The sequence below is a fragment of the Poseidonibacter lekithochrous genome, from assembly GCF_013283835.1.
In the GTDB taxonomy this organism is placed as follows: Bacteria; Campylobacterota; Campylobacteria; order Campylobacterales; family Arcobacteraceae; genus Poseidonibacter; species Poseidonibacter lekithochrous.
Genome location: NZ_CP054052.1, coordinates 2,772,495 through 2,797,429, shown reverse-complemented (window position 1 = coordinate 2,797,429; position 24,935 = coordinate 2,772,495). Strand labels below are relative to the sequence as shown.

The 24,935-nt window shown below is 28.3% G+C and carries 26 protein-coding genes; 19 read left to right on the top strand and 7 right to left on the bottom strand.

Translation table 11 applies throughout. From position 1 onward, the window contains the following. Positions 1-50: 50 nt before the first annotated feature. The 8 genes from ALEK_RS13460 to mnmE all read left to right on the top strand — a co-directional run bounded on the left by ALEK_RS13460 (position 51) and on the right by mnmE (position 9,294). Positions 51-2,627, top strand: a complete 2,577-nt coding sequence (locus ALEK_RS13460; RefSeq protein ID WP_071627061.1) for an ATP-dependent Clp protease ATP-binding subunit — start codon at positions 51-53, stop codon at positions 2,625-2,627. Positions 2,628-2,699: 72 nt separating this feature from the next. Further along, positions 2,700-4,634 (top strand): sensor histidine kinase, encoded by a 1,935-nt coding sequence (locus ALEK_RS13455; protein ID WP_071627062.1) that lies wholly within the window; start codon positions 2,700-2,702, stop codon positions 4,632-4,634. A 49-nt stretch (positions 4,635-4,683) separates the two neighbouring features. After that, positions 4,684-4,818, top strand: a complete 135-nt coding sequence (gene rpmH, locus ALEK_RS13450) for a 50S ribosomal protein L34 (RefSeq protein ID WP_071627063.1) — start codon at positions 4,684-4,686, stop codon at positions 4,816-4,818. Further along, on the top strand, positions 4,806-5,141 hold the full coding sequence (gene rnpA / locus ALEK_RS17740; protein ID WP_071627064.1) for a ribonuclease P protein component: 336 nt from the start codon (positions 4,806-4,808) through the stop codon (positions 5,139-5,141). Before rpmH ends, rnpA begins: the two co-directional genes overlap by 13 nt. Beyond that, positions 5,138-5,485, top strand: coding sequence for a membrane protein insertion efficiency factor YidD (yidD, locus tag ALEK_RS13440; protein WP_071627065.1), 348 nt, complete (start codon positions 5,138-5,140; stop codon positions 5,483-5,485). The genes rnpA and yidD overlap by 4 nt, the downstream gene beginning before the upstream one ends. After that, positions 5,463-7,067, top strand: coding sequence for a membrane protein insertase YidC (gene yidC / locus ALEK_RS13435; protein ID WP_071627066.1), 1,605 nt, complete (start codon positions 5,463-5,465; stop codon positions 7,065-7,067). The genes yidD and yidC overlap by 23 nt, the downstream gene beginning before the upstream one ends. A gap of 12 nt (positions 7,068-7,079) precedes the next feature. Further along, a complete protein-coding gene (locus tag ALEK_RS13430) occupies positions 7,080-7,952 on the top strand; it encodes a Jag N-terminal domain-containing protein (protein WP_071627067.1) in 873 nt (290 codons plus the stop codon). A 1-nt stretch (position 7,953) separates the two neighbouring features. Beyond that, positions 7,954-9,294 carry a tRNA uridine-5-carboxymethylaminomethyl(34) synthesis GTPase MnmE gene (gene mnmE, locus ALEK_RS13425; protein WP_071627068.1) on the top strand — a complete coding sequence of 447 codons (1,341 nt, stop codon included), beginning with the start codon at positions 7,954-7,956 and terminating at the stop codon, positions 9,292-9,294. Between the two features lie 21 nt (positions 9,295-9,315). Here mnmE and ALEK_RS13420 read toward each other — a convergent pair whose 3' ends face one another. The 3 genes from ALEK_RS13420 to ALEK_RS13410 form a co-directional block, all read right to left on the bottom strand. Continuing rightward, positions 9,316-10,293: a DUF438 domain-containing protein gene (locus ALEK_RS13420; protein ID WP_071627069.1), complete on the bottom strand. Its 978-nt coding sequence runs from the start codon at positions 10,291-10,293 to the stop codon at positions 9,316-9,318. A 103-nt stretch (positions 10,294-10,396) separates the two neighbouring features. Then, a complete protein-coding gene (locus tag ALEK_RS13415) occupies positions 10,397-10,882 on the bottom strand; it encodes a SixA phosphatase family protein (protein ID WP_071627070.1) in 486 nt (161 codons plus the stop codon). A 212-nt stretch (positions 10,883-11,094) separates the two neighbouring features. Then, positions 11,095-11,595, bottom strand: a complete 501-nt coding sequence (locus ALEK_RS13410; protein ID WP_071627071.1) for a SixA phosphatase family protein — start codon at positions 11,593-11,595, stop codon at positions 11,095-11,097. Positions 11,596-11,728: 133 nt separating this feature from the next. Between ALEK_RS13410 and htpX the strand changes: the two genes are divergently transcribed. Continuing rightward, a complete protein-coding gene (gene htpX / locus ALEK_RS13405; RefSeq protein ID WP_071627072.1) occupies positions 11,729-12,571 on the top strand; it encodes a zinc metalloprotease HtpX in 843 nt (280 codons plus the stop codon). A 192-nt stretch (positions 12,572-12,763) separates the two neighbouring features. Here htpX and aroC read toward each other — a convergent pair whose 3' ends face one another. From aroC to ALEK_RS13390, 3 genes are all read right to left on the bottom strand, one after another. Next, the gene (gene aroC / locus ALEK_RS13400) at positions 12,764-13,840 is read right to left on the bottom strand and encodes a chorismate synthase (protein ID WP_071627073.1); all 1,077 of its coding nucleotides are present in this window, start codon (positions 13,838-13,840) and stop codon (positions 12,764-12,766) included. After that, positions 13,840-14,517 carry a ribonuclease III gene (gene rnc / locus ALEK_RS13395; protein ID WP_071627074.1) on the bottom strand — a complete coding sequence of 226 codons (678 nt, stop codon included), beginning with the start codon at positions 14,515-14,517 and terminating at the stop codon, positions 13,840-13,842. The genes aroC and rnc overlap by 1 nt, the downstream gene beginning before the upstream one ends. A 165-nt stretch (positions 14,518-14,682) precedes the next feature. Beyond that, positions 14,683-15,732 (bottom strand): tetratricopeptide repeat protein, encoded by a 1,050-nt coding sequence (locus ALEK_RS13390; protein ID WP_071627075.1) that lies wholly within the window; start codon positions 15,730-15,732, stop codon positions 14,683-14,685. An 84-nt stretch (positions 15,733-15,816) separates the two neighbouring features. Between ALEK_RS13390 and dnaG the strand changes: the two genes are divergently transcribed. The 7 genes from dnaG (at position 15,817) to fmt (ending at position 21,565) form a co-directional block, all read left to right on the top strand. Beyond that, positions 15,817-17,451, top strand: a complete 1,635-nt coding sequence (gene dnaG / locus ALEK_RS13385) for a DNA primase (protein ID WP_071627076.1) — start codon at positions 15,817-15,819, stop codon at positions 17,449-17,451. Positions 17,452-17,533: 82 nt separating this feature from the next. Then, the gene (locus tag ALEK_RS13380; protein ID WP_071627077.1) at positions 17,534-17,917 is read left to right on the top strand and encodes a Rid family detoxifying hydrolase; all 384 of its coding nucleotides are present in this window, start codon (positions 17,534-17,536) and stop codon (positions 17,915-17,917) included. 123 nt (positions 17,918-18,040) lie between these two features. Then, a complete protein-coding gene (rplU, locus tag ALEK_RS13375; RefSeq protein ID WP_071627078.1) occupies positions 18,041-18,358 on the top strand; it encodes a 50S ribosomal protein L21 in 318 nt (105 codons plus the stop codon). A gap of 24 nt (positions 18,359-18,382) precedes the next feature. Continuing rightward, the gene (rpmA, locus tag ALEK_RS13370) at positions 18,383-18,637 is read left to right on the top strand and encodes a 50S ribosomal protein L27 (RefSeq protein WP_071627079.1); all 255 of its coding nucleotides are present in this window, start codon (positions 18,383-18,385) and stop codon (positions 18,635-18,637) included. Between the two features lie 136 nt (positions 18,638-18,773). After that, positions 18,774-19,865: a GTPase ObgE gene (gene obgE / locus ALEK_RS13365; protein ID WP_071627080.1), complete on the top strand. Its 1,092-nt coding sequence runs from the start codon at positions 18,774-18,776 to the stop codon at positions 19,863-19,865. Next, the gene (gene proB / locus ALEK_RS13360) at positions 19,862-20,635 is read left to right on the top strand and encodes a glutamate 5-kinase (RefSeq protein ID WP_071627081.1); all 774 of its coding nucleotides are present in this window, start codon (positions 19,862-19,864) and stop codon (positions 20,633-20,635) included. The genes obgE and proB overlap by 4 nt, the downstream gene beginning before the upstream one ends. A 9-nt stretch (positions 20,636-20,644) precedes the next feature. After that, complete coding sequence (fmt, locus tag ALEK_RS13355; RefSeq protein WP_071627082.1) at positions 20,645-21,565, top strand: methionyl-tRNA formyltransferase; 921 nt, start codon at positions 20,645-20,647, stop codon at positions 21,563-21,565. A gap of 10 nt (positions 21,566-21,575) precedes the next feature. Here fmt and ALEK_RS13350 read toward each other — a convergent pair whose 3' ends face one another. Next, positions 21,576-22,469, bottom strand: coding sequence for an AEC family transporter (locus ALEK_RS13350; protein ID WP_071627083.1), 894 nt, complete (start codon positions 22,467-22,469; stop codon positions 21,576-21,578). A gap of 64 nt (positions 22,470-22,533) precedes the next feature. On the opposite strand from ALEK_RS13350, the gene ALEK_RS13345 reads away from it, so the two are divergent. Genes ALEK_RS13345 through ALEK_RS13335 form a run of 3 tightly spaced genes read left to right on the top strand, consistent with a single transcriptional unit; the run spans position 22,534 to position 24,822 of the window. Continuing rightward, positions 22,534-23,169 (top strand): biotin--[acetyl-CoA-carboxylase] ligase, encoded by a 636-nt coding sequence (locus ALEK_RS13345; protein ID WP_071627116.1) that lies wholly within the window; start codon positions 22,534-22,536, stop codon positions 23,167-23,169. Next, the gene (locus ALEK_RS13340; protein WP_071627084.1) at positions 23,166-23,942 is read left to right on the top strand and encodes a ParA family protein; all 777 of its coding nucleotides are present in this window, start codon (positions 23,166-23,168) and stop codon (positions 23,940-23,942) included. Before ALEK_RS13345 ends, ALEK_RS13340 begins: the two co-directional genes overlap by 4 nt. A 25-nt stretch (positions 23,943-23,967) precedes the next feature. After that, positions 23,968-24,822, top strand: a complete 855-nt coding sequence (locus ALEK_RS13335; RefSeq protein WP_071627085.1) for a ParB/RepB/Spo0J family partition protein — start codon at positions 23,968-23,970, stop codon at positions 24,820-24,822. Positions 24,823-24,935: the final 113 nt, after the last annotated feature.

The window sequence follows — 24,935 nt, the reverse complement described above, 5'->3', positions numbered from 1 at the left end:
CACTCAAGTTGCTATAATTCCTTTAGCAGTTAAACTAAAGGAGTGCTAATATGAATAAATTATTTGAAAAACTTACTAACCAAATGGCTGAAGGTATTGATTCATCAGTAGCTTTGAGCTTACATAATAAAAACCAAGAAGTAGAGATTATTCACTTTCTATGGGCTATGCTTACAAATACAAACTCAGTACTAAACCAATTATTAAATAAAATGAATATAGATAAAGCAGCAATAGAATTAGAAGCAAAATCTTATGCTTCAAAATTAACTACAGTTTCAAGTGTAACAAAAGAGAGTATTAAACTATCAAGAAACTTTGTAGGCAGTTTAGAAAAAGCAGAAGGAATAGCTGCTAAAAATGGTGATAAATTTATTGCTATTGATTCATGGCTTATTGCTAACTTTGACTCAAAAGAGTTAAAGGAAGTATTAGGGAAGTATATAAACCTATATGATGCGAAAAAAGAACTTGAAGCTATGAGAGCCGGTGCAACTATTGATTCTGCAAGTTCTGATGAAAACTTAGAAGCTTTAGGTAAATATGGAATAGATTTAAATCAAAAAGCTATTAATGGTGAACTTGATCCTGTAATTGGTAGAGATGAACAAATTAATAGAATGATGCAAATTCTAATTAGAAAAACAAAAAACAATCCTATTTTATTAGGTGAACCGGGAACTGGTAAAACTGCAATTGCAGAGGGATTAGCTCAAAGAATAGTTGAGAAACAAGTTCCAACAAGTCTGCAAAACAAAAAAGTAATTACTCTTGATATGTCTGCAATGATTGCAGGTGCTAAGTATAGAGGTGAATTTGAGGATAGATTAAAGTCTGTAATAGATGAAGTTAAAAAAGCTGGAAATGTAATACTATTTATTGATGAGATTCATACAATAATAGGAGCAGGGGCTAGCGAAGGTTCTATGGATGCTGCTAATATCTTAAAACCAAGTTTAGCTAGAGGTGAATTACATACTATTGGTGCAACTACACTTAAAGAGTATAGAAAGTATTTTGAAAAAGATACAGCAATGCAAAGACGGTTCCAACCTGTAAATGTTGATGAACCTACAGTAAACGAAGCCTTACAAATATTAAGAGGTATTAAAGAGAAGTTAGAAACACATCATAATGTAACTATTAATGACTCAGCGCTTATAAGTGCTGCTAAATTATCTAATAGATATATAACAGATAGATTCTTACCAGATAAAGCAATTGACTTAATAGATGAAGCTGCAGCAGAGCTTAAAATGCAAATAGAGTCAGAGCCAACTGTTCTTTCAACGCTAAAAAGACAAATCCAAACTATCCATGTGGAAAAAGAAGCATTAAAGATGGAGAAGTCTAAAAAGAATGAACAAAGATTAGATGAAATAGAAAAAGAGTTAGCTAATCTAAATGAAGAAAAACAAGGTTTAGAATCAAGATTTGAAAATGAAAAACAAACCTTTAATCTAGCAAGTGAATTAAGAGCTAAGATAGATGAGCTAAAAACAAAAGCTGAAAGAGCAAAAAGAGAATCTAAGTTTGAAGAAGCTGCATCTATAGAGTATGGAGAAATTCCAACATTAGAGCAGAAGATAAAAGACAATGAAGAAAAATGGCAAAGAATGCAAGATGCAGGAACACTTCTTCGAAACTCAGTAGATGAAGAATCAATTGCTAGTATAGTTTCAAGATGGACAGGAATTCCAGTAAATAAAATGATGGACTCAGAGAAACAAAAAGTATTAAGAGTTGAGCAAGTACTGAAAGAAGATGTCATAGGGCAAGATGAAGCTTTAAAAGCAATATCAAGAGCTATTAAGAGAAACAAAGCCGGATTAAGTGATGAAAGTAGACCAATAGGTTCTTTTATGTTCTTAGGACCTACCGGAGTTGGTAAAACAGAAGCTGCTAAAACACTTGCTAAGTTCTTATTTGATGATGCAAAATCACTTATTAGATTTGATATGAGTGAATATATGGAAAAACATGCAGCAAGTAGACTAATAGGAGCTGCTCCTGGATATGTTGGATATGAAGAGGGTGGACAATTAACAGAAGCTGTTAGAAGAAAACCATACTCAGTAATACTATTCGATGAAATAGAAAAGGCACATCCAGATGTATTTAATATCTTACTTCAAGTATTAGATGATGGAAGACTAACAGATAACAAAGGTGTTACAGTTGATTTTAAAAATACTATTATAATTTTAACATCAAACATTGGTAGTGCTAAGATTATTGAAATAGATGATAAAGAATCTAGAAAAGTTGAGGTTCTAAATGAATTAAAATCACACTTTAGACCAGAGTTTTTAAATAGATTAGATGATATTGTTATTTTTGAACAACTTGGACTTGAGGCTATTACAAATATAGTAGATATTATGTTTGAAACTATTAAAGTAAAACTTGAACAAAAAGATATTCATATCTCTTTATCAACAAAAGCTAAAGAGTATGTAGCACTTGCTGGTTTTGATCCTGTGTATGGAGCTAGACCACTTAAGAGAGCTATTTATGAAATAGTTGAAGATAAACTTGCTGATTTAATTTTAGAAGATAAAATTCAAGAGGGATCTAAAGTAAAATTCGATGTACAAAACGATGAGGTACTAGCTATAATAAGCTAGTATCTCAAGCACTTTATTATATATAAATCATTTTTCTTTGTTATAATTACTTATTCGAGTAAAAGAGTTAATATGAAAGATAATGAAAAAGAGATACTACGTATTATAAAATACTTACCAGTAGCATTAATTTTAATAATCTCAAGCCTACTTACTTATTTCTTATATAATCAAAATATAAATCAATTCCATAGCGAAAATCAGAAGTTAGAAGAAAAGTATATTTCTCTAAATAAAGATTTGACAAAATTCCAAATTGAGAAAATTAAATCCAATATTCTATATGAAAAAAAAGAACAAATTAAAAATCTTAAAAAAGAACTACAAAATCAAGTAAACAATGCTCATAATATTGCATATTCTTTATATAAGAACAATAAAGACAAACTTGCACGTGAAGAGATTATTTCACTAATTAAAGATGCTCTGAGGGAAATACGCTTTAATGAAAATAGGGGATACTTTTTTATTTATGATATTAGTTCTGGTAGGAATATCTTGCATCCCATAAAACCTAATTTAGAAAATAAAGACTTATGGTCATATCAAGATACTAAGGGTACTTATTTATTACAAGAGATGAATAAAATACTTCAAGCAAAAGAAGCTACATATTTTAATTGGTTTTGGACAAAACCTGATGAGTTAAATAAAGAGTATGAAAAAATAGGTTTTTTTAAAAAATTTGAACCTTATGATTTTTTTATAGGTACGGGAGAATATATAGTTGACTTTGAAAAACAATTAAAACAAAAAATCACTAGAAGTATTTCTGATTTTAGATACAAAGAAGATGGTTATGTATTTATATTAGATTTTGATGGAAATTATTTAAGTTATTACAATAAAAAATATATAGGAAAAAATTTATTTGACTTTGATATTGTTGCAGGTCAAGAAAATATTTTAAAGAAACTAAAAGACAAAGCTATGACTAGTGGTTATCTTTCTTATCAACATAAAGATAAACCCTTTAATAAAAATACAATAAAAAAAATAACTTATGTAGACAGTGTAAAAGATTGGAATTGGATTATTGGAACTGGTTTTTATATGGATGACTTTTATAAAGATTTAGAAATCAAAAAGAAATATCTTGAAGAGTCAAATAAACTTGCTTTACAAAAACTATTCATTGGAAGTATTTTTGTAACATTATTGCTTTTATTTATTTTTATATATTTATCAAGACTTTTGGAAAAGAAATTTTATAACTATAAAAAAAGCATAGAAAAGCAAATGAATGACAATATTAAAAAGGACAATATTCTAGCTCAGCAATCAAAACTAGCTGCTATGGGTGAGATGTTAGGCAATATAGCTCATCAATGGAGACAACCACTTTCAACAGTTTCTACTATAGTTTCTGGGATTAGATTACATAGAGAATTAGGTAATAAAGATGAAGATCTAGAAAATGAATCATTTCTAAAAATTAAAAAGCATATAGAATATTTGTCAAATACTATAGATGATTTTAGTAATTTCTTTAAGCCTAATAAACTAGCAAAAGAGTTTCAATTAGAAGATATGATAAATAAAACATTACAATTAGTTGAAAATCAGTTAGTAAAAGAAAATATTATTTTAATAAAAGAGATTCAAAACAAAAAAATTTATGGTTTTGAGAATGAATTAATACAAGTACTTATTAACCTAATAAATAATGCAAGAGATGAATTAGTAAAAAGTGATGAAAAAAAATTAATTTTTATTTCTTCGAAAAAAAATGACAAAAATATTATAATTAAAATAAAAGATAATGCAGGAGGAGTAAATCCTTTGATTTTAGATAGAATTTTTGAACCATATTTTTCTACAAAAGGTGACTCAAAAGGCACTGGTATCGGGCTTTTTATGAGTGAAGAGATATTAGTAAAACATCTAAATGGAAGTATATCTGTAGAGAATATTAATTATGATTTTGAAGAAAAAGTATATAAAGGTGCTCAATTTACTATAATATTTCCAATAAATCATTTTGAATCTAAAGAATATTTAAGTTAGCTTTAACTATAATCCGCAACTTAATTAGTGAATATAGAGGAATACTAAGATGAAAAGAACATATCAACCACATAACACTCCAAGAAAGAGAACACATGGTTTCAGAGTTAGAATGGCAACTAAAAACGGTAGAAAAGTTATCAAAGCTAGAAGAGCTAAAGGTAGAAAAAGATTAGCTATCTAAGCAAAAATCACCGACTAAATAGTTCAAAAGATTTTAACAAACTATATAAAAGCGGCAAAAAGTGGCATACCACTTCTTTTGTCGCTTTTTTTAGTTCTGATGAACACTTAAAAGCTGCCTTTGTTACTTCAAAAAAAGTAGGCAATGCAGTATTACGAAATAAAGCGAGACGAAGAATGCGAGCTTTATTTACTACTTATGACAAGCAAATCAAATCAGGCAAATATATTTTCGTAGTAAAAAATACTATCAATGATAGGGATTTTTTAGGACTAAAAAAAGATTTTGATTTCGCACTAAAAAGGCTTGACCTTTTAAAATGAAAACGATTTTTAAATACTTAATTAGATTTTATCAAAGATATTTAAGTGTTATCTCATTTGGATCGTGTAGATATTATCCAACTTGTTCGCAATATGCCCTATGGCAACTAGATAATAATTCATTTTTTAAGGCTATTTATTTTACAATAACACGCGTATTAAAATGTAATCAACTTTTTCCAGGTGGATTTGACTATCCCCACATAAAGTTGACAAATTTCCAAAATACTAATTTTAAAAAAATTAAAATTATATACTGGTATATTCCAGAAGGAAATGGCAAATATATTGTAGTTAAGAATCGGGAGTGGAAAAACAAGAATGAACAATATGAATCAAAATAATGGTATGCAAAAACGAATGTTAATTATGACAGTAGTAGTTTTTGTATTCTTTTTAGCTTACGAGTTTTTAGTATTAAAACCTCAAAAAGAAGCTAAAGCTGAAGCTGCAAAGCAAGAACAAACTCAAAAAGCAACACCAAGTGTTGACGGAATGGCTCAAACTGATGTATCAGGTAATGCTATTGACATGAGTAAATCAGTTGAGGCTTTATCTTCAAAAGCAATTGCTACAACTGACATAGTTACAGTTATTAAAACTGCTAGAAATATCATTGAAATTGATAAATTAGGTAGAGTTGCGCAAGTAACATTAACTGAAGAAAAATATAAAGACGAAGATGGTAAACAAATTAAATTATTTGAAGCCAACCAATTAAGACCTTTAGAAGTAAGATTTGCTGATACTGGTATTAATAATATTGCTTTTAAAGCAAGTACAATTGCTGATAAAAAGAGTATTGATGCTACTTCTAGTAAGCAAGTATTAGTTTTAACTCAAAACTTAGGTGATACTGTATTAACTAAGAAACTTACATTCTACCCTAATGGGCATTATGATTTAACTGCTTCAACTACTAATGGGAAGAAATTCTTTATTACAAATGGTTTCAGACCTAATGTATTAGCTGATATGTACGCTGACCATGGTTTATACATCAAGAAAAATGATGGAACTATGGAATTAACTGTAGATGGTGATTTAGATAAAAGTGTAAACTTTACTGGTATTAAATTTGTATCTAACTTTGATAGATATTATGCAACAGTAGCTTATAACTTTGAGAGATCATTAGCTGTATCTTTACTTCCTGATGCAGACTCTAATCCACAAGCATTTATTCATGGTAATGATAATATTACATTCTCTGGATACATGGGACCTAAAAACTTTAAAGACTTAAAAGCTTTAAACCCTGAATTAACTGATGTTATTGAGTACGGTTGGTTTACTTTTATTGCTAAACCAATGTTCTTATTACTTCAATTTATCCAATCTTATGTTGGTAACTGGGGATGGACAATTGTTATCTTAACAGTATTAATTAAATTAGTTTTATATCCTTTATCATACAAAGGTATGGTTTCTATGAACAAGCTAAAAGAATTAGCTCCTAAGATGAAAGAAATCCAAACTAAGTATAAAGACGATAAACAAAAACAATCTATGCATATGATGGAATTATACAAGAAACATGGTGCTAACCCAATGGGTGGATGTTTACCATTAGTTCTTCAAATTCCAGTATTCTTTGCTATCTATAGAGTATTATTAAATGCAATCGAATTAAAAGGTGCAGAATTTATCTTCTGGATCGAAGACTTAGCAGAAATGGATCCATACTTTGTATTACCAATTTTAATGGGTGCTTCAATGTACTTACAACAAAGAATTACACCAAATACAATGCAAGATGAGATGCAAAAGAAGATTTTCCAAATGTTACCTGTAGTGTTTACATTCTTCTTCTTATGGTTCCCAGCTGGATTAACATTATACTGGTTCATTAATAACGTATTTACAATTTCACAACAGTTCTACATTAATAAACTGTTTGACAAAAAAAGAGCTGCAAAAAAATAATAGGAACATATTATGAAAAAATTTGAAGCAACGTGTTTAGAAGAAGTATACGAATTAGCAACAGCAGAATTTAAGTGTTCAATTACTGATTTAGAAATTGAAATTATCCAACAGCCAAGTAAAGGATTTCTTGGCTTTGGAAAAAAGAATGCGGTAATTCAGGCTTGTTTCAAAAACAACTGTAAGACTTATGAAAAGAAACCTTCATCTAATTCTTTTAAAAGTAAAGATATTAAAATTGAAGATGTATCTAAAAAAATTGAAGACTCTAATAGAGTTGAAGAAAAAGCACATCCCAAAAAAGAGGTTAAAACTTCTCATGTTAGAAAAGTAGAATCAAAAGAAAAAATCTTTGATAACTTCTATAATGAAGATGATTCTCAAGCTCAAATTTCAAATATAATAGTAAAAAAAGATAAAGAAGAAATTCTTAATGAAGTAAAAGAAGGTATTAATACCTTGTTTGATGAAACTTGTTATGGTATTGATAACATTAAAGTTGAATTCTATGATGAAGAGACTTTATATGTTGAATTTACTGGTTCTGATTCTGCTTTATTAATTGGAAAAGAAGGTTATAGATATAAGGCTTTATCTTATATTTTATTTAACTGGATTAATGAAAAATACGGTTTAATGTTAAGACTTGAAGTTGCTGAATTCTTAAAAAATCAAGAAGCTGCAATTCATACTTACTTAGGACCTGTAATTGAAACAATTAAAGAAAAAGGTACTTTCAAAACTAAACCACTAGATGGTATTTTAGTTCATATTGCTCTTAAGAAATTAAGAGATGAATTCCCTGACAAATATGTTGCTGTAAAAACAAATGTTAGAGGTGATAAATACGTACTTGTAAATGAGTATAGAAGTAAAGAGCAGTAAATTGTTTGATGATAATACAATAGTTGCCATTGCTACTGCTAATGGTATCGGCTCGATTTCTATAGTTAGAGTTTCAGGGGCACACGCTCTTGAAATTGCTTCAAAAATATCTAAAAAAGAAACTTTCAAACCAAGACTTGCAACTTTATGTCCTTTACATACTACTAATGATGAATTAATTGATGAAGCTTTAGTTTTATATTTTAAAGCACCATTTTCTTTTACAGGAGAAGATGTAGTTGAATTCCAATGTCATGGTGGCGTTGCCATTGCAAATATGGTGGTTAATGAAGTTTTAGCTTATGGAGCAAGACTTGCTAATCCAGGTGAGTTTTCAAAAAGAGCATTTTTAAATAATAAAATTGATTTATCAAAAGCAGAAGCTATTTCTAAAATCATTGAAGCTAGAAGTGAAGATGCTGTTAAATTACTTGCTAAGCAATTAAAAGGTGAATTAACATCATTTGTAAACGATATTAGAGAAGATCTATTATTTATGTTAGCATACACTGAAGTTAGTATTGATTATGCTGAAGACGATTTACCTAGTGATATTTTTGAACAAATCCAAAATAAAATGGAAAAGATTCAAGTAAAACTTACAAACACTCTTGATGCTAGTAAAAGAAGAGAGGGTATGATTGAAGGTTTTAAAGTTGCAATTATTGGTAAACCTAATGTTGGTAAATCTTCATTATTAAATAAACTTCTAAATTACGATAGAGCTATTATTTCTGATATTGCAGGAACTACTAGAGATACTATTGAGGAATCAGTTAAGATTGGTACTCATATAATCAAAATAGTAGATACAGCAGGTATAAGAAATGCTTCTGATGTAATTGAACAAATTGGTATTGAAAAATCAATTGAAGCTATTGGTGAAGCTGATATTGTTATCTCTTTATTTGATAATAGTAAATTAATAGATGATGAAGATTTAAAAATTCTTGATTTATTAGAAGAAAATTCTGAAAAGAAAATCATTAAAGTTGTTAATAAATCTGATTTAGAAAGTAAACTTGATAAATCTAATTTGGTCGAATTTATTGAACTATCAACTAAAGAAGATATTAATCCTTTAATTAAGAATATTGAAACTATTTTAGATTCAAATACTCATAGTGATGAAATGACTTTAATTTCTAAAAGACAAGTTAATTCTGTTGAAGATACTTTATATCATTTAAATATGTCAATGATGCCATTGCATAATGGTGAGTTAGAATTCTTTGCTCATCATATTACAGAAGGATTAGAGGCTATCTCTAATATTACTAGACCTTACGAAAATGACCAAATGTTAGATGTAATGTTTGGGGAGTTTTGTTTAGGTAAATAAAAGTGCTTTCGCACTTTTATTTTATTCCCAATCTAGAAGTCTTTTATCACCTTCTAATTTTCTAATGTCTGTAATGTCTTGTGACATTTCAATAACACCTTTATAAACTTTTTCATCATCTCTCACTGCAAAATATCTAATGTGAATAAATTTACCTTTGAATTGAATCCAGAACTCTGCTGTATCTTGACGTCCTGCTTTAAATTCTTCAAGGATTTTAAGTACTTGATCTACACTTTTTGGTGGGTGACAGAATTTAACTTCTCTACCAATAATTCCTGCACTTCTTGGGAAAACTCTATCATCCCCTCTATTATAAAATACTACTCTGTCATTTTCATCAACATAAGTAATATCTACTGGTAAGAATTTAAAGATAAAGTTAACTTGTTCAGGAGTTAAATATCCCTCATCATAATGTGTTCTATCTTCTAATGAGAAAGGTAGTTTTCTTTTTTTCTTATCTTGACTTGGATGAATATACTCTTCTTCTGTCAACTCTGGATATCTAACTGGTGCTGTTGCGAACATCCAACCAATCTCTTTATCACCTTCATACATCTCTTTCCAGTCGTCTTCACTTAACATTGTTAAAGCATTAGGAAGTAATCTCCCTTCTTCTACTTGTATTAAGTGAGATAAGCTATTGTATAAGTTCATAGCATCGTTTAATAAGTTGTCTAAGTTCTTTTCTTCAACTTGTTTTCTAACATACTTAATCTCTTCTCTAATTTGATCATGGAATGCCCACATCCCTTGACTAGGATTTGTCCATCCATATTTTTCTAAGTATGGGAAAAGTTGATTTTCTTTTCTTGCAAAGTGTTTTTCAACTTCACATAATTGATTGAAGATATTATAAAAAGCTTGGAAGTCTTCGTTTACATCAGTTTTGAATAGTTCTTTAAATAAGTTTTTGATTAGAAAATTTTCTTCAATATATACCCTAACTGGGTGTCCTTGAGGAAAATTATCTATATTATTAGCTAAATCATGCATAGTTAGTTAAATCCCTTTTTTATTAGAAATATAACTAAATGAGGATTATTTACCATGATGTTAATCAATAATTTTATTGATTGTTTTTTATTCTTTTTCTTTATTACTTTTTGTTTGGGTAATCATATGAAATAAATTTCGCATTCTCTTTTGATATATCTATCCAAGAATCACAATTAAATTCCACTTCAACAATTCCACCCATAGCAATCTTTTCTTTTAATCCAACTAGTGTTATAGCTAATGCTGTTAAAGATGGATTATGTGCTATTAGAATCATTGTATCTACTGTATCAAAAGTATAAGTGATTGTTTCTATTAACTCATTAACATAAGCCATATATAATACTTCATTATACATAATTGATTTATCGTAATTTAATGCTTCTGCAAATATCTCAGATGTCTCTTTTGTTCTTTTTGCTGGACTTGATACAATCAAATCTGCTTTAATACCTTTTGCTGCTAATCTTTGTGCCATTAATTTTGCATCGTCTATTCCAGATTGACTTAATGCTCTATCATAATCATCTTGATCTAGCTGCTCTAACTCTTTTAATGCGTGTCTTACGATATACAATTTTTTCATTTAAATCTCTTCATAATATATATAGTATTGATTTTAGAAAAACTTTGCTTTCTTTGTTATAAAAAAAAATTAAACTTGTAAATAATCCATAGTGATGTGTACTTTTTACAAGATTTGGTTATTTTTTTATTAAATTATTTTATTTAATACAAATAATATAGTAAATCCCAAATAAAGGCTTTATTTAATTTAAAATAATGTTAGAATAATTTTTATACTAAATTTACTAACTTTTTTGGATATTCAAAGCAAAGGAGTTTTCCATTTTCTTTATTTATCTCAACCCAGCTATTACAAGCAAATTCAAGACCTAATACTCCAGATGTTGGAATATTTTCATCAAAGCCAAGTAAATCGTATGCAATAATGTTCAAAGATGGATTATGTCCAAGTATGAATATTGTGTCATGTTTGTCATTAACATTTAAAATCAATTCTAAAATATCATTATAGTTTGCATCATATAACTTATTTTTAAATTTAATTTTCTCTTTATTAAAGTTTAATTTATTGGCTATTTTTATTGAAGTCTTTTTTGCTCTTTTTGCAGGGCTTGAAAAAAATACGTCAGGATATATGTTTTCATCTTTTAAGTATTCACCCATTAAAGGAGCATTTTTTTTGCCTCTTTTATTTAGGGGTCTATCAAAATCATCTAAAAGGAAATCAGACCAATCTGATTTTGCGTGTCTTATAAAATATACTCTTTTCATAGTTAATCCTTGAATTGATATTTTATTATAACTTTTTGAATAACATTTTTAAATACTAAATTAAACAAATTAGTAAAATTTTATTTAAGATTCATTATTTATTTTTTGATAGAATAAAGAATAAGGAGTTTTCATGGAACAAATCAAAACAGTTTTTTTTCTTTCTTTACTTACTGTGCTTTTTGTATTTATAGGTTTTTCTTTTGGAGGAAGTTCTGGAATGCTTATTGCTTTTTTAATAGCTCTAGGAATAAATTTTTATGCTTATTATTACTCCGATCAACAAGTACTAAAACAATATGATGCAACATTAATAGAAGATAGACGACATCCCGTATATAGGATTACTGAAAAACTAGTTCAAAAAGCAAATTTACCAATGCCGAGTGTTTATTTAATACCAGATCATACTCCTAATGCTTTTGCAACAGGAAGGAATTATGAACATGCAGCTGTTGCAGTTACTATGGGATTATATGAAATGTTAAATGAAAAAGAATTAGAAGGTGTTATTGCCCATGAGTTATCTCATATAAAACATTATGATATTTTAATAGGAACAATAGCGGCAGTTTTTGCAGGTGCTATTGCTATGATTGCTAATATTATGCAGTTTGGAGCAATATTTGGAAGTAATAGACAAAATTCGAATCCAATTGTAATGATTTTAATGGCCATTATATTGCCAATTGCAGCTTCTATTATACAAATGTCTGTAAGTAGAAGTAGAGAGTTTATGGCTGATGAGGGAGCTGCTAGGATGACTGGTGACGCTCAGGGATTGCAAAGTGCATTATCTAAACTAGAGAACTATGCAAAAAGAGGACAAATTCATAATGCAAGTGAACAAACTGCACATATGTTTATAATAAATCCATTCTCTGGAATGCAATCATCATTTGGAAATTTATTTAGAACACATCCTACAACAGAAGATAGAATTGCTAGATTAGAAGAATTAAAAGGGGATTTATAATTATGGAACAAAGTAGTATAGACGTAATTTTATCAGTAGCATTTATTGTTGCTGTAATATCATTTATTTTTTTTAAATTTATTTTGCCTTTTATTAATAAAAAGTACTAAAAAATAAAGTAAAAAAAAAGCATCCCTTAACCAAAGAGATGCTTATTGATGAAATTATATATAAAAAAGTTTAAAGTAATCTTTATTTACTATAAACCTTTTTTACATTTTCCATTTTAGAACTCATATTAAGTAATGCCATATCAGCTAAAACTAAAGACATCATTGACTCAGCAACAACAGAACCTCTAACTGCAACACAAGGATCATGTCTTCCTTTTAGTGCACAATCAACTTCATTATTGTGAATATCTACTGTTTCTTGCTCAATAAAAATAGATGGTGTTGATTTAAAATATACTTTAACATTAATATCATCTCCATTTGAAATACCACCTAGTATTCCCCCTGAATGATTTGTTTTAAATCCATCTTTTCTAATTTGGTCATTATTATCATAACCTTTAACTCTTGATGAAAGTGTACCATCTCCAATTTCAACTGCTTTAACAGCATTAATACTCATCATTGCGTTTGCAATTTGAGAATCAAGTTTGAAATATAATGGCTCACCTAATCCAATAGGTGCATTTTTAACATTTACTAATGCCACTCCACCAACTGAATTATGTTTATTTTTAGCCGCAAGAATTGCATCTTTTTGTGCTTGCTCAACACTTGCATCAAGTGCAAAGATTTCAGAATCACTTACTTTTGAGAAATCAAAATCTTCTGCTTTAATTCCATCAATTTCACAAATTCCACTTTGCACTTCAATACCAAGTTCTTTTAGCATTAATTTTGCAATAGAACCAGCGGCAACTCTAGCTGCTGTTTCTCTAGCACTAGATCTTCCACCACCTCTATAGTCTCTTGTTCCATATTTATTAAAATATGTAAAATCAGCGTGACCTGGTCTAAATAGATCTTTTACATTTGTATAATCTTTTGATTTTTGGTTTTCATTAAAGATTACCATTGAGATTGGTGTTCCTGTTGTAATACCTTCAAATACTCCTGAAAGAATTTCAACTTTATCACCTTCTTTTCTAGCAGTTGCATATTTATTCTGTCCTGGTTTTCTTCTATCCATTTCACTTTGAATAAACTCTTCATCAATAGTAATTCCAGCAGGAACTCCATCAACGATACAACCTAGAGCTTTTCCATGAGATTCACCAAAAGTAGTAAATTTAAATCTATGACCAAAAGTATTCATTAATTACTTCCTTTCAACTTATCAATAGCAATTTTAGCAACAGCTTGTTGTGCCAATTTTTTACTTTTACCTTTTGCTTTTCCATAAGTATCTCCATCAATCCAAATTGATACTTCAAACTCTTTTTTATGATCAGGTCCAAATGAACCTTCTATTCTGTATTCTGGAATTGAACCAAATCTAGCTTGTGTGATTTCTTGTAAAGCTGTTTTATAATCAGAGAATAATACATCTAAATTGATTTGCTCATAAGATGTTTCTAATAATTCTAAAATTATTGGTTTTAATACATCAAGGCCAGATTCTAAATAAATAGCACCCATAATTGCTTCAAATGCATCTGAAAGAATTGAGGCTTTTGTTCTACCTTTGTTTCTCTCTTCAGCTGTTGATATAAATATATAGTTACCTAATTTAATTTCATTTGCTAATTTTGTAAAACCAGTTTCATTTACTAAAGATGCTCTTATCTTTGACAATTCACCTTCATTTGATTTTGGAAACTTTAAGAATAAATATTCTCCAACAATTAAGTTTAAAACTGCATCACCTAAAAACTCAAGCCTTTCATTATTATATGGCTTTTTAAAACTTTTGTGAGTAAGTGCTTCGATTATCAGATTTTTATCGTTAAACTGATAACCCAAACACTTTTCTAATTTTGAGTAATCACTCATCTTTGACATTCCTTTTAGAAAATTATTATTTTATTATTGAACTTGCAAGTATAGCACATCTTTTATAATGCACATAGCTAGTATGAAATTTCAATAAAATTGATATTATTTTTGTGTTGTTTTGAAACTACCAAATATTTATAACATAATTTTTTTAAACTAATCTTATTGTAAAGATTGATTTTCACTATCAAATCCCTTTGATAAATTATGTTTAACATTAAAAGTTAAAATATTATGACAGTGTGGACATCTTGTATCATAAACAGGATGCACATGTTTACATGAAGAACAAATAAATTCAAAATCTAATGTAGCATTAGTTTTATGTTCATGTTTGTTAACGGCAATTAATATATCAAAGACAAAATCATCACTATGTTTAATATTGTCTAGATAACCTTTTGCATTGAATAATTCTACTAACAAATTATTACCTTCAACTTTGTCAAAATCAATATCATCGAAATTTAAATACCACATTAAATCAAGAAATGCTCTTGTATCAAATTCTTCAACATGTTCCCAGAAAAATGGTTTATTAAATTGTAATAAGAATTCAGCGAATAATCTTTGAATATCTGGATTTGATTTAAATATACCATATAATAGTTGACTTCTTTTTTCATAAGAATAAACAGGGTCATTTAAGATAATTAAAGCATCTAAATATACTTTATCTTTTGACATATCCTTATTTAATTCTTCTAAGCAAGTAGTTACTTCTTTTGCTTTTTGGAATTCCTTTAATTTTTCGTGAATAATTAAAAGATATGTTAATGCTTTTTGATTTCGAGGTGAGAATTTTAATATTCTTAAAAATATCTCTTTTGATCTTTGAAGGAAACCACCTTTAAAATATGTAGTTCCAAGTAATTCAAGAAGTTCTTCTTTTTTAACTCTGTCACTTACATGTTCAAGTAAAGTTAAATATACTGAAATAGCTTTGTTGTAGTCACCTTTATGTAAAAAGGATGAGGCTAATAAAAGAATAGAATCAAATGGCAAGTTATATGTTTTATATAAATGTACATAATCTTCTTCTTTTAGTTTTCCAAGCTCAAATCTATGTGATAGTTTTCTATAATCTTTTCTTGCAAGTCTTTCTTTATAAACTCCGTAAGAATAGGTAAAGAATGATATTAAAAAGATTAATGCTGCAAGTATAATTAATCCAAAAAGTGGATCTCTATACTCTAAAACTATGTTATCCAATATATACCTTTTATTTGGCTTCAAATTAAGCCAATATTTTATCATAAAAGTTCCTATAAAATAATAAAAGTGTATAATAGATACATGATAAAAAAAGAATCAATTGATAATCTTAAAAACCATCTAGATGTAGTAGATGTAGTCTCACAATTTATTGAAGTGAAAAAATCAGGAGCTAACTTTAAAGCTTGTTGTCCTTTCCATGGGGAAGATACACCATCTTTTGTTGTAAGTCCTTCTAAACAAATTTACCATTGTTTTGGATGTGGAGTAGGGGGCGATTCTATAAAATTTGTTATGGAATATGAAAAACTTTCTTATCCTGAAACATTAGAAAAATTAGCTTCAATGTATAATGTAAATCTAGAGTATGATAATACTAATCAAAAGAAACAAGATATTAGAGTTCTTGAGGATATAAATAAATATTATCAAAAATTGTATGTTAACAATAATACAGCAAAAGAGTATATAAGAAGCAGAGGGATTTCTGAATTTTCAATAGAAAAATTTGAAATTGGATATGCTCCTAAATCTTACGATACTATCAACTATTTAAAATCAAATCACTATAACCTGAATGAAGCTATAGAATTAGGTGTAATTGATAATGGCCAAAATGGTCTTTATTCACGATTTATTGAAAGAATTACTTTTCCTATTTATGGAATAAATGGAAAAATGGTTGGTTTTGGTGGTAGAACAATTACTGGTCATAATGCAAAGTATATTAATTCACCCCAAACAAAATTATTTAATAAGTCTAGACTTCTATATGGTTACAATCTTGCAAAAGAGAATATTTATAAAAAAGATCAACTAATTGTATGTGAAGGTTACTTAGATGTAATTATGCTTCATCAAGCAGGTTTTAATACGGCAGTTGCAACATTGGGTACAGCTCTAACACAAGACCATTTACCTTTAGTAAGACGTGGTGAACCAAAAGTTATCTTAGCTTATGATGGTGATAAACCAGGACTTGCTGCAGCTTTTAAAGCATCTGTTATGTTATCTCAGAGTGAATTTGAAGGTGGGGTTGTAATTTTTGGTGAAGAACTAGATCCTGCTGATATGGTTAAAAGTGGAAGAATAGAAGAATTAAATTCTATGTTTAATTCTCCAATGGCCTTTATTCCATATGCAATTGATTATATTATTTCAAAATATGAAATAAATAATCCAAGTCAAAAACAAAAAGCATTAATAGAATCAAACGATTATTTAAAATCACTAGGTGCAATTTATCAAGATGAATATAAAAGGTATATTGCTCAGAAATTAAATGTTAGAGAAAATCTAGTTAAAGTTTCTTCTGATAATGCAAGACCTATGGAAGTTAATTTATCAAAAATTAATATTCAAGAGTTATGTATTATAAAAGCAATTTTAGAAAAACCTCAAAGATTAGATGCTGTTTTAGATATTGTAGATCCTTCGATGTTTGAAATTCATCAGAATGAATTTCAATTAGTATTAAATGATATAGGGAACATTTCATTAAATGCAATTGTTTTAAATGAAAAATTAGAAGATTATGATGATGATAGACTAAATCAGGAGTTATTAGTACTGTTATATAAGTTTTATTCAAATAAACTTACGGCAATATCTTACGATAGAACTCTTGAGTTCAAACAAAAAGCAAATTTACTTAGAAAAATTAAAGATAATATTTACCAATTAAAACAAGGTAAATTAGTAAGTTATAATTTATAACTAATTTAAAAAATTTATTTTTTTTGTAGATTACTTTCTGTAAAATTCATAAAAAAGTAATAAACTTTATAAGGAAAAGATAATGAAATTAATTCAAAGTGATAATTTACCAGCAGCAATTGGACCATATTCACCCGCTGTTAAGGTAAATGGAATGATTTATACATCTGCGCAAGTACCAGTAACTTTAGATGGAACTATTGTCGAAAGAGATATCAAAATTCAAACTAGACAAGTTCTTGCAAACTTAAGAACTTTGCTTGAGGATGCTGAAAGTGGAATGGAAAATGTTGTTAAAGTTTCTATTTTTTTAGAAAATATAGAAGATTTTGGTGTAGTTAATGTATTATTCGCTGAAGCTTTTGGTGATCATAAGCCTGCACGAAGTACAATTGCAGCCAAAGGATTACCTAAAAATTCTTTAATTATGATAGATGCAATGGCAACTGCTAGCGATTATCATTAAAAAAGCTTAGACTTAAACAAGGTTTAAAGTATTATTAGATAGTATTCACGTTCGAAAAATAAAGTTAGCATGATTTTGACAACAAGAAGTAATCATATAGAACTTAATACTAGAGGAAGAAAAATGTACGCAATTATTAAATGTGGTGGAAAACAATATAAAGTGACTGAGGGTGATATCTTAGACATCGATTATACTGGTAAAACTGCTAAAGAAGCTTTAGAAATTACTGACGTTTTAGCTATCAACGATGGTGAATTAAAAACTGGTGAAGCTGTAGCATCTGCAACAGTACAAGCTGAAGTAGTTTTAGATGGTACAGGTGTAAATAGAGATAGAAAAGTTATCATTTACAAAAAAAGAAGAAGAAAAGATTCTAAGTTAAAAAGAGGTTTCAGAAAAAGCTTCACTAAAATTAGAATTACTAAAATCGCTGCATAAGCATAGAACTTAAGGAGATAAAGTATGGCTCATAAGAAAGGTCAAGGATCTACTCAAAATAATAGAGATTCAGCTGGTAAAAGATTAGGCGTTAAAAAATATGGTGGAGAAGCTGTAAGAGCTGGTAACATTATTATTAGACAAAGAGGTACTAAAGTTCACGTTGGTGCAAACGTTGGTATTGGTAAAGATCATACAATTTATTCTTTAATTGACGGAGTTGTAAAATTCGAAGTTAAAGATAAAAAAAGAAAAAAAGTTTCTGTTTACGCTTCGTAATCAAGAATACTTTTTGTTTCTTAAAGGGTGTATGGCTTTTGCCTGCACCCTTTTTTTATATATATACAATAGTGAAAAATAGAAAGTTAATAAGTAGAATTGATTTTTTATTTTTCACATAAATAGAGGAAATAATATGTTTATAGATAGCGCTAGGTTTAGTGTTTCTTCTGGAAAAGGTGGGCAAGGTTGTTCATCATTCAGAAGAGAAAAGTTCGTTGTAAAGGGTGGACCTGATGGTGGAGATGGTGGAAAAGGTGGAGATGTTTACTTTTTAGTAGATAATAATACTGATACACTTTCTAACTACAAAGGTAGAAAAGTTTTTAGAGCTGATAATGGAAAGCAAGGTATGGCTTCTAGAATGACTGGTAAGTCTGCTGAGCCATTAGTACTTATTGTACCTCCAGGAACACAAGTATTAGATGATGATACAGGTGAGGTTTTACACGATTTAATTCACGAAGGTGAAAAAATTCAGTTTATTGAAGGTGGAAAAGGTGGACTAGGTAACGTTCACTTTAAAAACTCAAGAAACCAGAGACCTACATATTTTCAACCAGGTCTTCCAGGTGAAACAAGAAATATTAGATTAGAATTAAAGTTAATTGCAGATGTTGGTTTAGTTGGATATCCAAATGTTGGTAAATCAACATTAATTTCTACTACTTCAAATGCAAATCCTGAAATTGCTAACTATGAATTTACTACTTTAACTCCTAAATTAGGTGTTGTTGAAGTTGGTGATTATAATTCATTTGTAATGGCTGATATCCCAGGAATTATTGACGGTGCTGCTGATGGTAGAGGATTAGGTTTAGAGTTCTTAAAACATATTGAAAGAACTAAAACTCTTTTATTTATGGTAGATGTTGCAAACTATAGAACTATGATTGATCAATATAGAGTATTAAAAGAAGAAGTTGCTAAATTCTCTGGAGAATTAGCAGGTAGAAACTTTGCTATTGCTTTAAGTAAAGTAGATGGTTATTATGGTGAAGATTTAGATGCTGATATTAGACAATTTATTGCTGATATTGGATTAGAAGTAAGTGGAGAAAATGAGCTTGGGTTTGATAAAAACTATCCATATTATGTTCAAGACTTGACTTATAATAAATTTGATAATGAAAAGCCATTCTTTGTATTACCAGTTTCTTCTGTTACTAGAAAAAATGTTAAATCTATTACTTTTGCTCTTTACAAATTATTGGAACAAGGTAAATGAAACGACTTGTAATAAAAGTTGGTAGTGCTGTATTAAGAGAAGATACAACTTTAGCGATTGATAGACTAAATAATTTAGTTGATTTAATTGCTAAATTAAAAATAGAAAATAATCTTGAAGTAATTTTAGTTTCATCAGGAGCTGTTGCTGCTGGTAATACTAAATTAAATTTAGATAGAAGAGAAATTTTAAATAGACAAGCTTTAGCTGCTATTGGACAACCCTTACTAATGAAATTTTATAAAAAGAGATTTGCTCAACATGATTTAGTATGTGCTCAAATGCTTTTAGTTGCTGAAGACTTTGATTCTAGAAAAAGATCGGATAATGCTAAATCTGTTATGGAAATTTTATTAAAAAACAATATTGTTCCAATAATTAATGAAAATGACGTTATCGCTAATGAAGAACTTTTATTTGGAGATAATGACCAATTAGGAGCACATGCTGCATATTTCTTTGATGCTGATATGTTGGCAATTTTAAGTGATGTTGATGGCTATTATGATAGTAATCCTCATGAAAATCCAGATGCGCAGTTACAGAAAAATATTGATTTTATTGATGAAGAAAACTTACAAATGAAACATACTCCTAATTCTGAATTTGCAACTGGTGGTATGGTAACAAAATTAAAAGCTGCTAAGTTTCTAATGGATAGAAATATAAAAATGTATTTAAGTTCTGGATTTGATTTAACTAATGCTTATGATTTCCTACTTAAAGATAATCATAAAAGTGGAACAGTATTCGAAGCAAAACAAAAATAAGGATAATTAATGAGTAAAAAAATTCTTTTTATGGGAACGCCTGATTATGCTACTACAATTTTTGAGGAGCTATTAAATAGTTCTTATGAGTTAGTAGGATTATTTACTCAGCCTGACAAACCTGTTGGTAGAAAACAGGTCTTAACACCTCCTCATATTAAACAATTTTGTATAAATAAAGACCTGTCTCTTCCTATTTATCAACCAGAAAAATTAAGAGGAAATACTGAAGCTAAAGAACAAATTGAAGCTTTAAATCCAGATTTTATTATTGTTGCTGCTTATGGACAAATATTACCCAAAGAAATTTTAGATATCGCTCCATGTATTAATCTTCATGCTTCTTTATTACCTAAATACAGAGGAGCTTCTCCTATTCAAGAATCACTATTAAATGATGATAATTTTACGGGTGTTACTTCAATGTTCATGGAAGAAGGACTTGATAGTGGAGATATTTTAGGTTTACAATATTTAAAAATTACTTCTACAATGGAAGTAGCCGAAGCTTTTGCTAAATTATCTGATATTGCAGCAAAACTTACAATTACTACATTAAATGATTTTGATAAAATTAAACCAAAAAAACAAAATGAAGCTGAAGTGAGTTTTTGCAAAAAAATTAAAAAAGAAGATGGTTTAGTATCTTTAGAGGATGCTAAAGCACTATTTTTAAAATATAAAGCTTATTCATATTGGCCTGGAGTATTTTTAGAATCTGGTCTTAAATTAAAAGATATTGAATTAATTGATGAGTGTTCATCAAACAAAGAAGGTGAACTTTTAGAAATAGCAAAAGATTATATTATTCTAGGATGTATAAAAGGTAGTTTAAAAATTAAAACTTTACAAGCACCATCTAAAAAAGCTGTTAATAGCGCAGATTACATTAGAGGTCAAAGACTTCAAGAAAAAGATTTATTAATATAAGATATTTAGCTTAAGCTAAATATCTTGTATACATCGTAATTGTCACTAAACTAAGTAAAACTCCTAAAACTAAAGAGTTAATAGCAACTTTCTCATCTAACCCACCTTTTATTGCTAAAACTGTAGCCATTGTCATTGGTGGCATTGCAACTTCTATAATAGTTACTTTAACCCATGTTTCATTAATCCCATAGAATAATTGAAATCCTAATAACACTATTATAGGTACTATTACCATTTTTAATATCATAGCCATTGAAACTATATGAAATTTAACAAAAATATGTTTTAACTCTAATTTCATACCAATAGCAATCATTGCAATAGGTACTAATGTTGCCCCCAAAGTTTCACTTGTTAATAAGATAAAATTTGGAATTTCAAAGTTTTTAAGAAATACAGTTATTAAAAACATTAAACTAGGCGGAAACAATAGTGCACTTTTCATTATTGATTTTGTATCACTTTTTCTGCCACTTCCCCAAGTAATTATAAACATACCTAAAGATACTAATAAAAGGAAAGAACCAAATAAATCATATATCAATCCATATACAATATAATCTTGACCATAAAATGCATCAATATATGAGAATCCAATAAAAGATGTATTTCCAAATGTTGCCATAATCATAAATGTAGCTAACAACAATCTCTCTAATTTCATCAATTTACCAATAAAATATGCAAGAGCTAAATTAAACAAAATAAAACACATAAACATTATTATTAATCCAAGAATTCTTTCATCTAAGTTTAGAGGATAGATTTTAGAGAAAACAATTGCAGGTAATGAGAAATAAATTATAAACTCAATTAGTTGTTTTGAGTTATCATGATAGATAACTTTAAATAAATAACCAAGTATTAAATACATGGCTATTGGTAATACTGGATCTAACATAGTGACCTTTTTAAAAAAATTATATTTAATAAATTCTTGTAAAGTAATAATGTATAATAAAAACATGAAAATTATAAGATTAGATAAAGTTGATTCTACTCATACTTACTTAAAAAATTATATTCAAACAAATAGTTATAATTATCCTTTGTGTATTGTAACAGATTTACAAACAAATGGAGTAGGAAGTAGAGGAAATGAATGGACTGGGAAAAGAGGAAATCTTTTTTTCTCTTTTGTATTAGATAAAAATTTATTGGTTAATGATTTACCAATACAAAGTGCATCAATTTATTTCTCTTTTTTATTAAAGAAAGTACTAAAAGAAAATGATTCAAAACTTTGGTTAAAATGGCCAAATGATTTTTATATTGGTGATAAAAAAATAGGTGGGACGATTACAAATATTTCTAAGGATTTGATCTATTGTGGAATAGGACTAAACCTAATAAATGTTAGTGATGAGTACGGTAACTTGGACATTGAAGCCAATATTGATGATCTATTAAAAGAGTATTTTAATAAATTAGAAGAAAAAATATCATGGAAGCAAATTTTTAGTGAGTTTCAGATAGAATTCGAACATAGTCGAAGATTCCGTGCTACCATTAACAATAAGAAAGTATCATTAAATGATGCAATATTAAATGATGATGGCTCAATAGAATTAAACAATGAAAAGGTATTTAGTTTAAGATGACAGAAATTATTTCAATAGCTAATCAAAAGGGTGGAGTTGGTAAAACAACTACTGCAGTTAATCTTAGTGCAGCTTTAGCATTAGAAGGAAAAAGAGTATTATTAATTGATGCTGATCCTCAAGCAAATGCAACAACATCCTTAGGATTTCACAGAGATACTTACGAGTATAATATTTATCATGTAATGTTAGGTACAAAAGAAATGCCTGAAATTATATTAGATTCAGAGATTGAGAACTTACAAGTTGCTCCATCAAATATTGGACTAGTTGGTATTGAAAAAGAATTTTATAAAAATATGAAAGATAGAGAATTAGTATTAAAAAGAAAAATCGATCCAATTAAAAAAGATTACGATTATATTATAATTGATTCTCCACCAGCATTAGGCCCAATTACAATTAATACATTAAGTGCATCTAATTCTGTACTAATTCCAATCCAATGTGAGTTTTTCGCATTAGAAGGTTTAGCACAGTTATTAAATACAATTAAACTAATTAAACAAACAATTAATAAATCATTACATATTAGAGGTTTTTTACCTACTATGTATTCTTCTCAAAATAATTTGTCAAAACAAGTGTTTGCTGACTTAGCACAACATTTTGAAAATAAGTTATTTAAAGTTGAAGGAAATTCTTATGTAGTAATTCCAAGAAATATTAAACTTGCAGAATCTCCAAGTTTTGGTAAACCAATCATGTTATATGATGCAAATGCAAGTGGAACAAAAGCTTATACGAACTTAGCAAAAGCAATTGCTGGTTAACAAAAATTATAATTAGGAAATATTAATGGCATTAGGTAGAGGATTAGGAGAATTATTAGGAGAAGTAGAATCAGCATATGAAAGTTCTACAGAGAATAAAAATTCAGGAATGGCAGAATTAGATGTAAATTTAATTATTGCAAATCCAAACCAACCAAGAAAAATTTTTGATGAAGATAAACTAAAAGAATTAAGTGATTCAATAGTTGAACATGGTTTATTACAACCTGTTACTGTTATTGAATCAAATGATGATCAATATATTCTAGTTGCAGGTGAGCGAAGATTACGAGCACATAAACTAGCAGATATTTCTCATATTAAAGCTTTTATAATTAATGTTGAAGAATTAAAACTTAGAGAATTAGCACTTATTGAAAATATTCAAAGAGATGATCTTAATGTTATTGAATTAGCTTATTCGTATGCACAATTAATAAATGAGCATAATATTACACATGAAGAACTTTCAAAAAAAGTCTTCAAATCAAGAACTTCAATTACTAATACATTAAGATTGTTACAATTAAGCTCATATGTACAACAGTTTTTAGCAAGCAACAAAATTAGTGCAGGTCACGCTAAAGTTATGCTTGGATTAAGTGATAATGAACAAAAAATGGTTACAGATTCTGTTATTGGACAGAAACTGTCAGTTAGAGAAACAGAAAAACTAGTTAAAGACTTAAAGTCTAAAACTAACCCATCAACTAAAAAAGAGACAAAATCTATAAATTATGACTTTAAGCCACTACAAAGTGTAGTATCAAAATTACAGTCAAATGACCTTAAAGTAAAGGCTGAGAAGAACTATTTTAAGATTGAAATCAACTCACAAGAGGATATTGACAAAATATCTGCTTACTTTCAGTTACAATAGTAACAAAAAATAAAAATTTAGAATGTAATTTATTCCTTTAATAAAATTTTATATATAACTTTGCTAAAATATACCCGTTTTAGTTAAACTAAACTGTAAAAAATATGGAGGAA

What these genes read in the sequence shown, in the direction of transcription:
- ALEK_RS13460 (WP_071627061.1), top strand. Translation starts at nt 51, where the DNA reads ATGAATAAATTATTTGAAAAACTTACTAACCAAATGGCTGAAGGTATT.
- ALEK_RS13455 (WP_071627062.1), top strand. Translation starts at nt 2,700, where the DNA reads ATGAAAGATAATGAAAAAGAGATACTACGTATTATAAAATACTTACCA.
- rpmH (WP_071627063.1), top strand. Translation starts at nt 4,684, where the DNA reads ATGAAAAGAACATATCAACCACATAACACTCCAAGAAAGAGAACACAT.
- yidD (WP_071627065.1), top strand. Translation starts at nt 5,138, where the DNA reads ATGAAAACGATTTTTAAATACTTAATTAGATTTTATCAAAGATATTTA.
- yidC (WP_071627066.1), top strand. Translation starts at nt 5,463, where the DNA reads ATGAACAATATGAATCAAAATAATGGTATGCAAAAACGAATGTTAATT.
- ALEK_RS13430 (WP_071627067.1), top strand. Translation starts at nt 7,080, where the DNA reads ATGAAAAAATTTGAAGCAACGTGTTTAGAAGAAGTATACGAATTAGCA.
- ALEK_RS13420 (WP_071627069.1), bottom strand. Translation starts at nt 10,293, where the DNA reads ATGCATGATTTAGCTAATAATATAGATAATTTTCCTCAAGGACACCCA.
- ALEK_RS13415 (WP_071627070.1), bottom strand. Translation starts at nt 10,882, where the DNA reads ATGAAAAAATTGTATATCGTAAGACACGCATTAAAAGAGTTAGAGCAG.
- ALEK_RS13410 (WP_071627071.1), bottom strand. Translation starts at nt 11,595, where the DNA reads ATGAAAAGAGTATATTTTATAAGACACGCAAAATCAGATTGGTCTGAT.
- htpX (WP_071627072.1), top strand. Translation starts at nt 11,729, where the DNA reads ATGGAACAAATCAAAACAGTTTTTTTTCTTTCTTTACTTACTGTGCTT.
- aroC (WP_071627073.1), bottom strand. Translation starts at nt 13,840, where the DNA reads ATGAATACTTTTGGTCATAGATTTAAATTTACTACTTTTGGTGAATCT.
- rnc (WP_071627074.1), bottom strand. Translation starts at nt 14,517, where the DNA reads ATGAGTGATTACTCAAAATTAGAAAAGTGTTTGGGTTATCAGTTTAAC.
- dnaG (WP_071627076.1), top strand. Translation starts at nt 15,817, where the DNA reads ATGATAAAAAAAGAATCAATTGATAATCTTAAAAACCATCTAGATGTA.
- ALEK_RS13380 (WP_071627077.1), top strand. Translation starts at nt 17,534, where the DNA reads ATGAAATTAATTCAAAGTGATAATTTACCAGCAGCAATTGGACCATAT.
- rplU (WP_071627078.1), top strand. Translation starts at nt 18,041, where the DNA reads ATGTACGCAATTATTAAATGTGGTGGAAAACAATATAAAGTGACTGAG.
- rpmA (WP_071627079.1), top strand. Translation starts at nt 18,383, where the DNA reads ATGGCTCATAAGAAAGGTCAAGGATCTACTCAAAATAATAGAGATTCA.
- obgE (WP_071627080.1), top strand. Translation starts at nt 18,774, where the DNA reads ATGTTTATAGATAGCGCTAGGTTTAGTGTTTCTTCTGGAAAAGGTGGG.
- proB (WP_071627081.1), top strand. Translation starts at nt 19,862, where the DNA reads ATGAAACGACTTGTAATAAAAGTTGGTAGTGCTGTATTAAGAGAAGAT.
- fmt (WP_071627082.1), top strand. Translation starts at nt 20,645, where the DNA reads ATGAGTAAAAAAATTCTTTTTATGGGAACGCCTGATTATGCTACTACA.
- ALEK_RS13350 (WP_071627083.1), bottom strand. Translation starts at nt 22,469, where the DNA reads ATGTTAGATCCAGTATTACCAATAGCCATGTATTTAATACTTGGTTAT.
- ALEK_RS13345 (WP_071627116.1), top strand. Translation starts at nt 22,534, where the DNA reads ATGAAAATTATAAGATTAGATAAAGTTGATTCTACTCATACTTACTTA.
- ALEK_RS13340 (WP_071627084.1), top strand. Translation starts at nt 23,166, where the DNA reads ATGACAGAAATTATTTCAATAGCTAATCAAAAGGGTGGAGTTGGTAAA.
- ALEK_RS13335 (WP_071627085.1), top strand. Translation starts at nt 23,968, where the DNA reads ATGGCATTAGGTAGAGGATTAGGAGAATTATTAGGAGAAGTAGAATCA.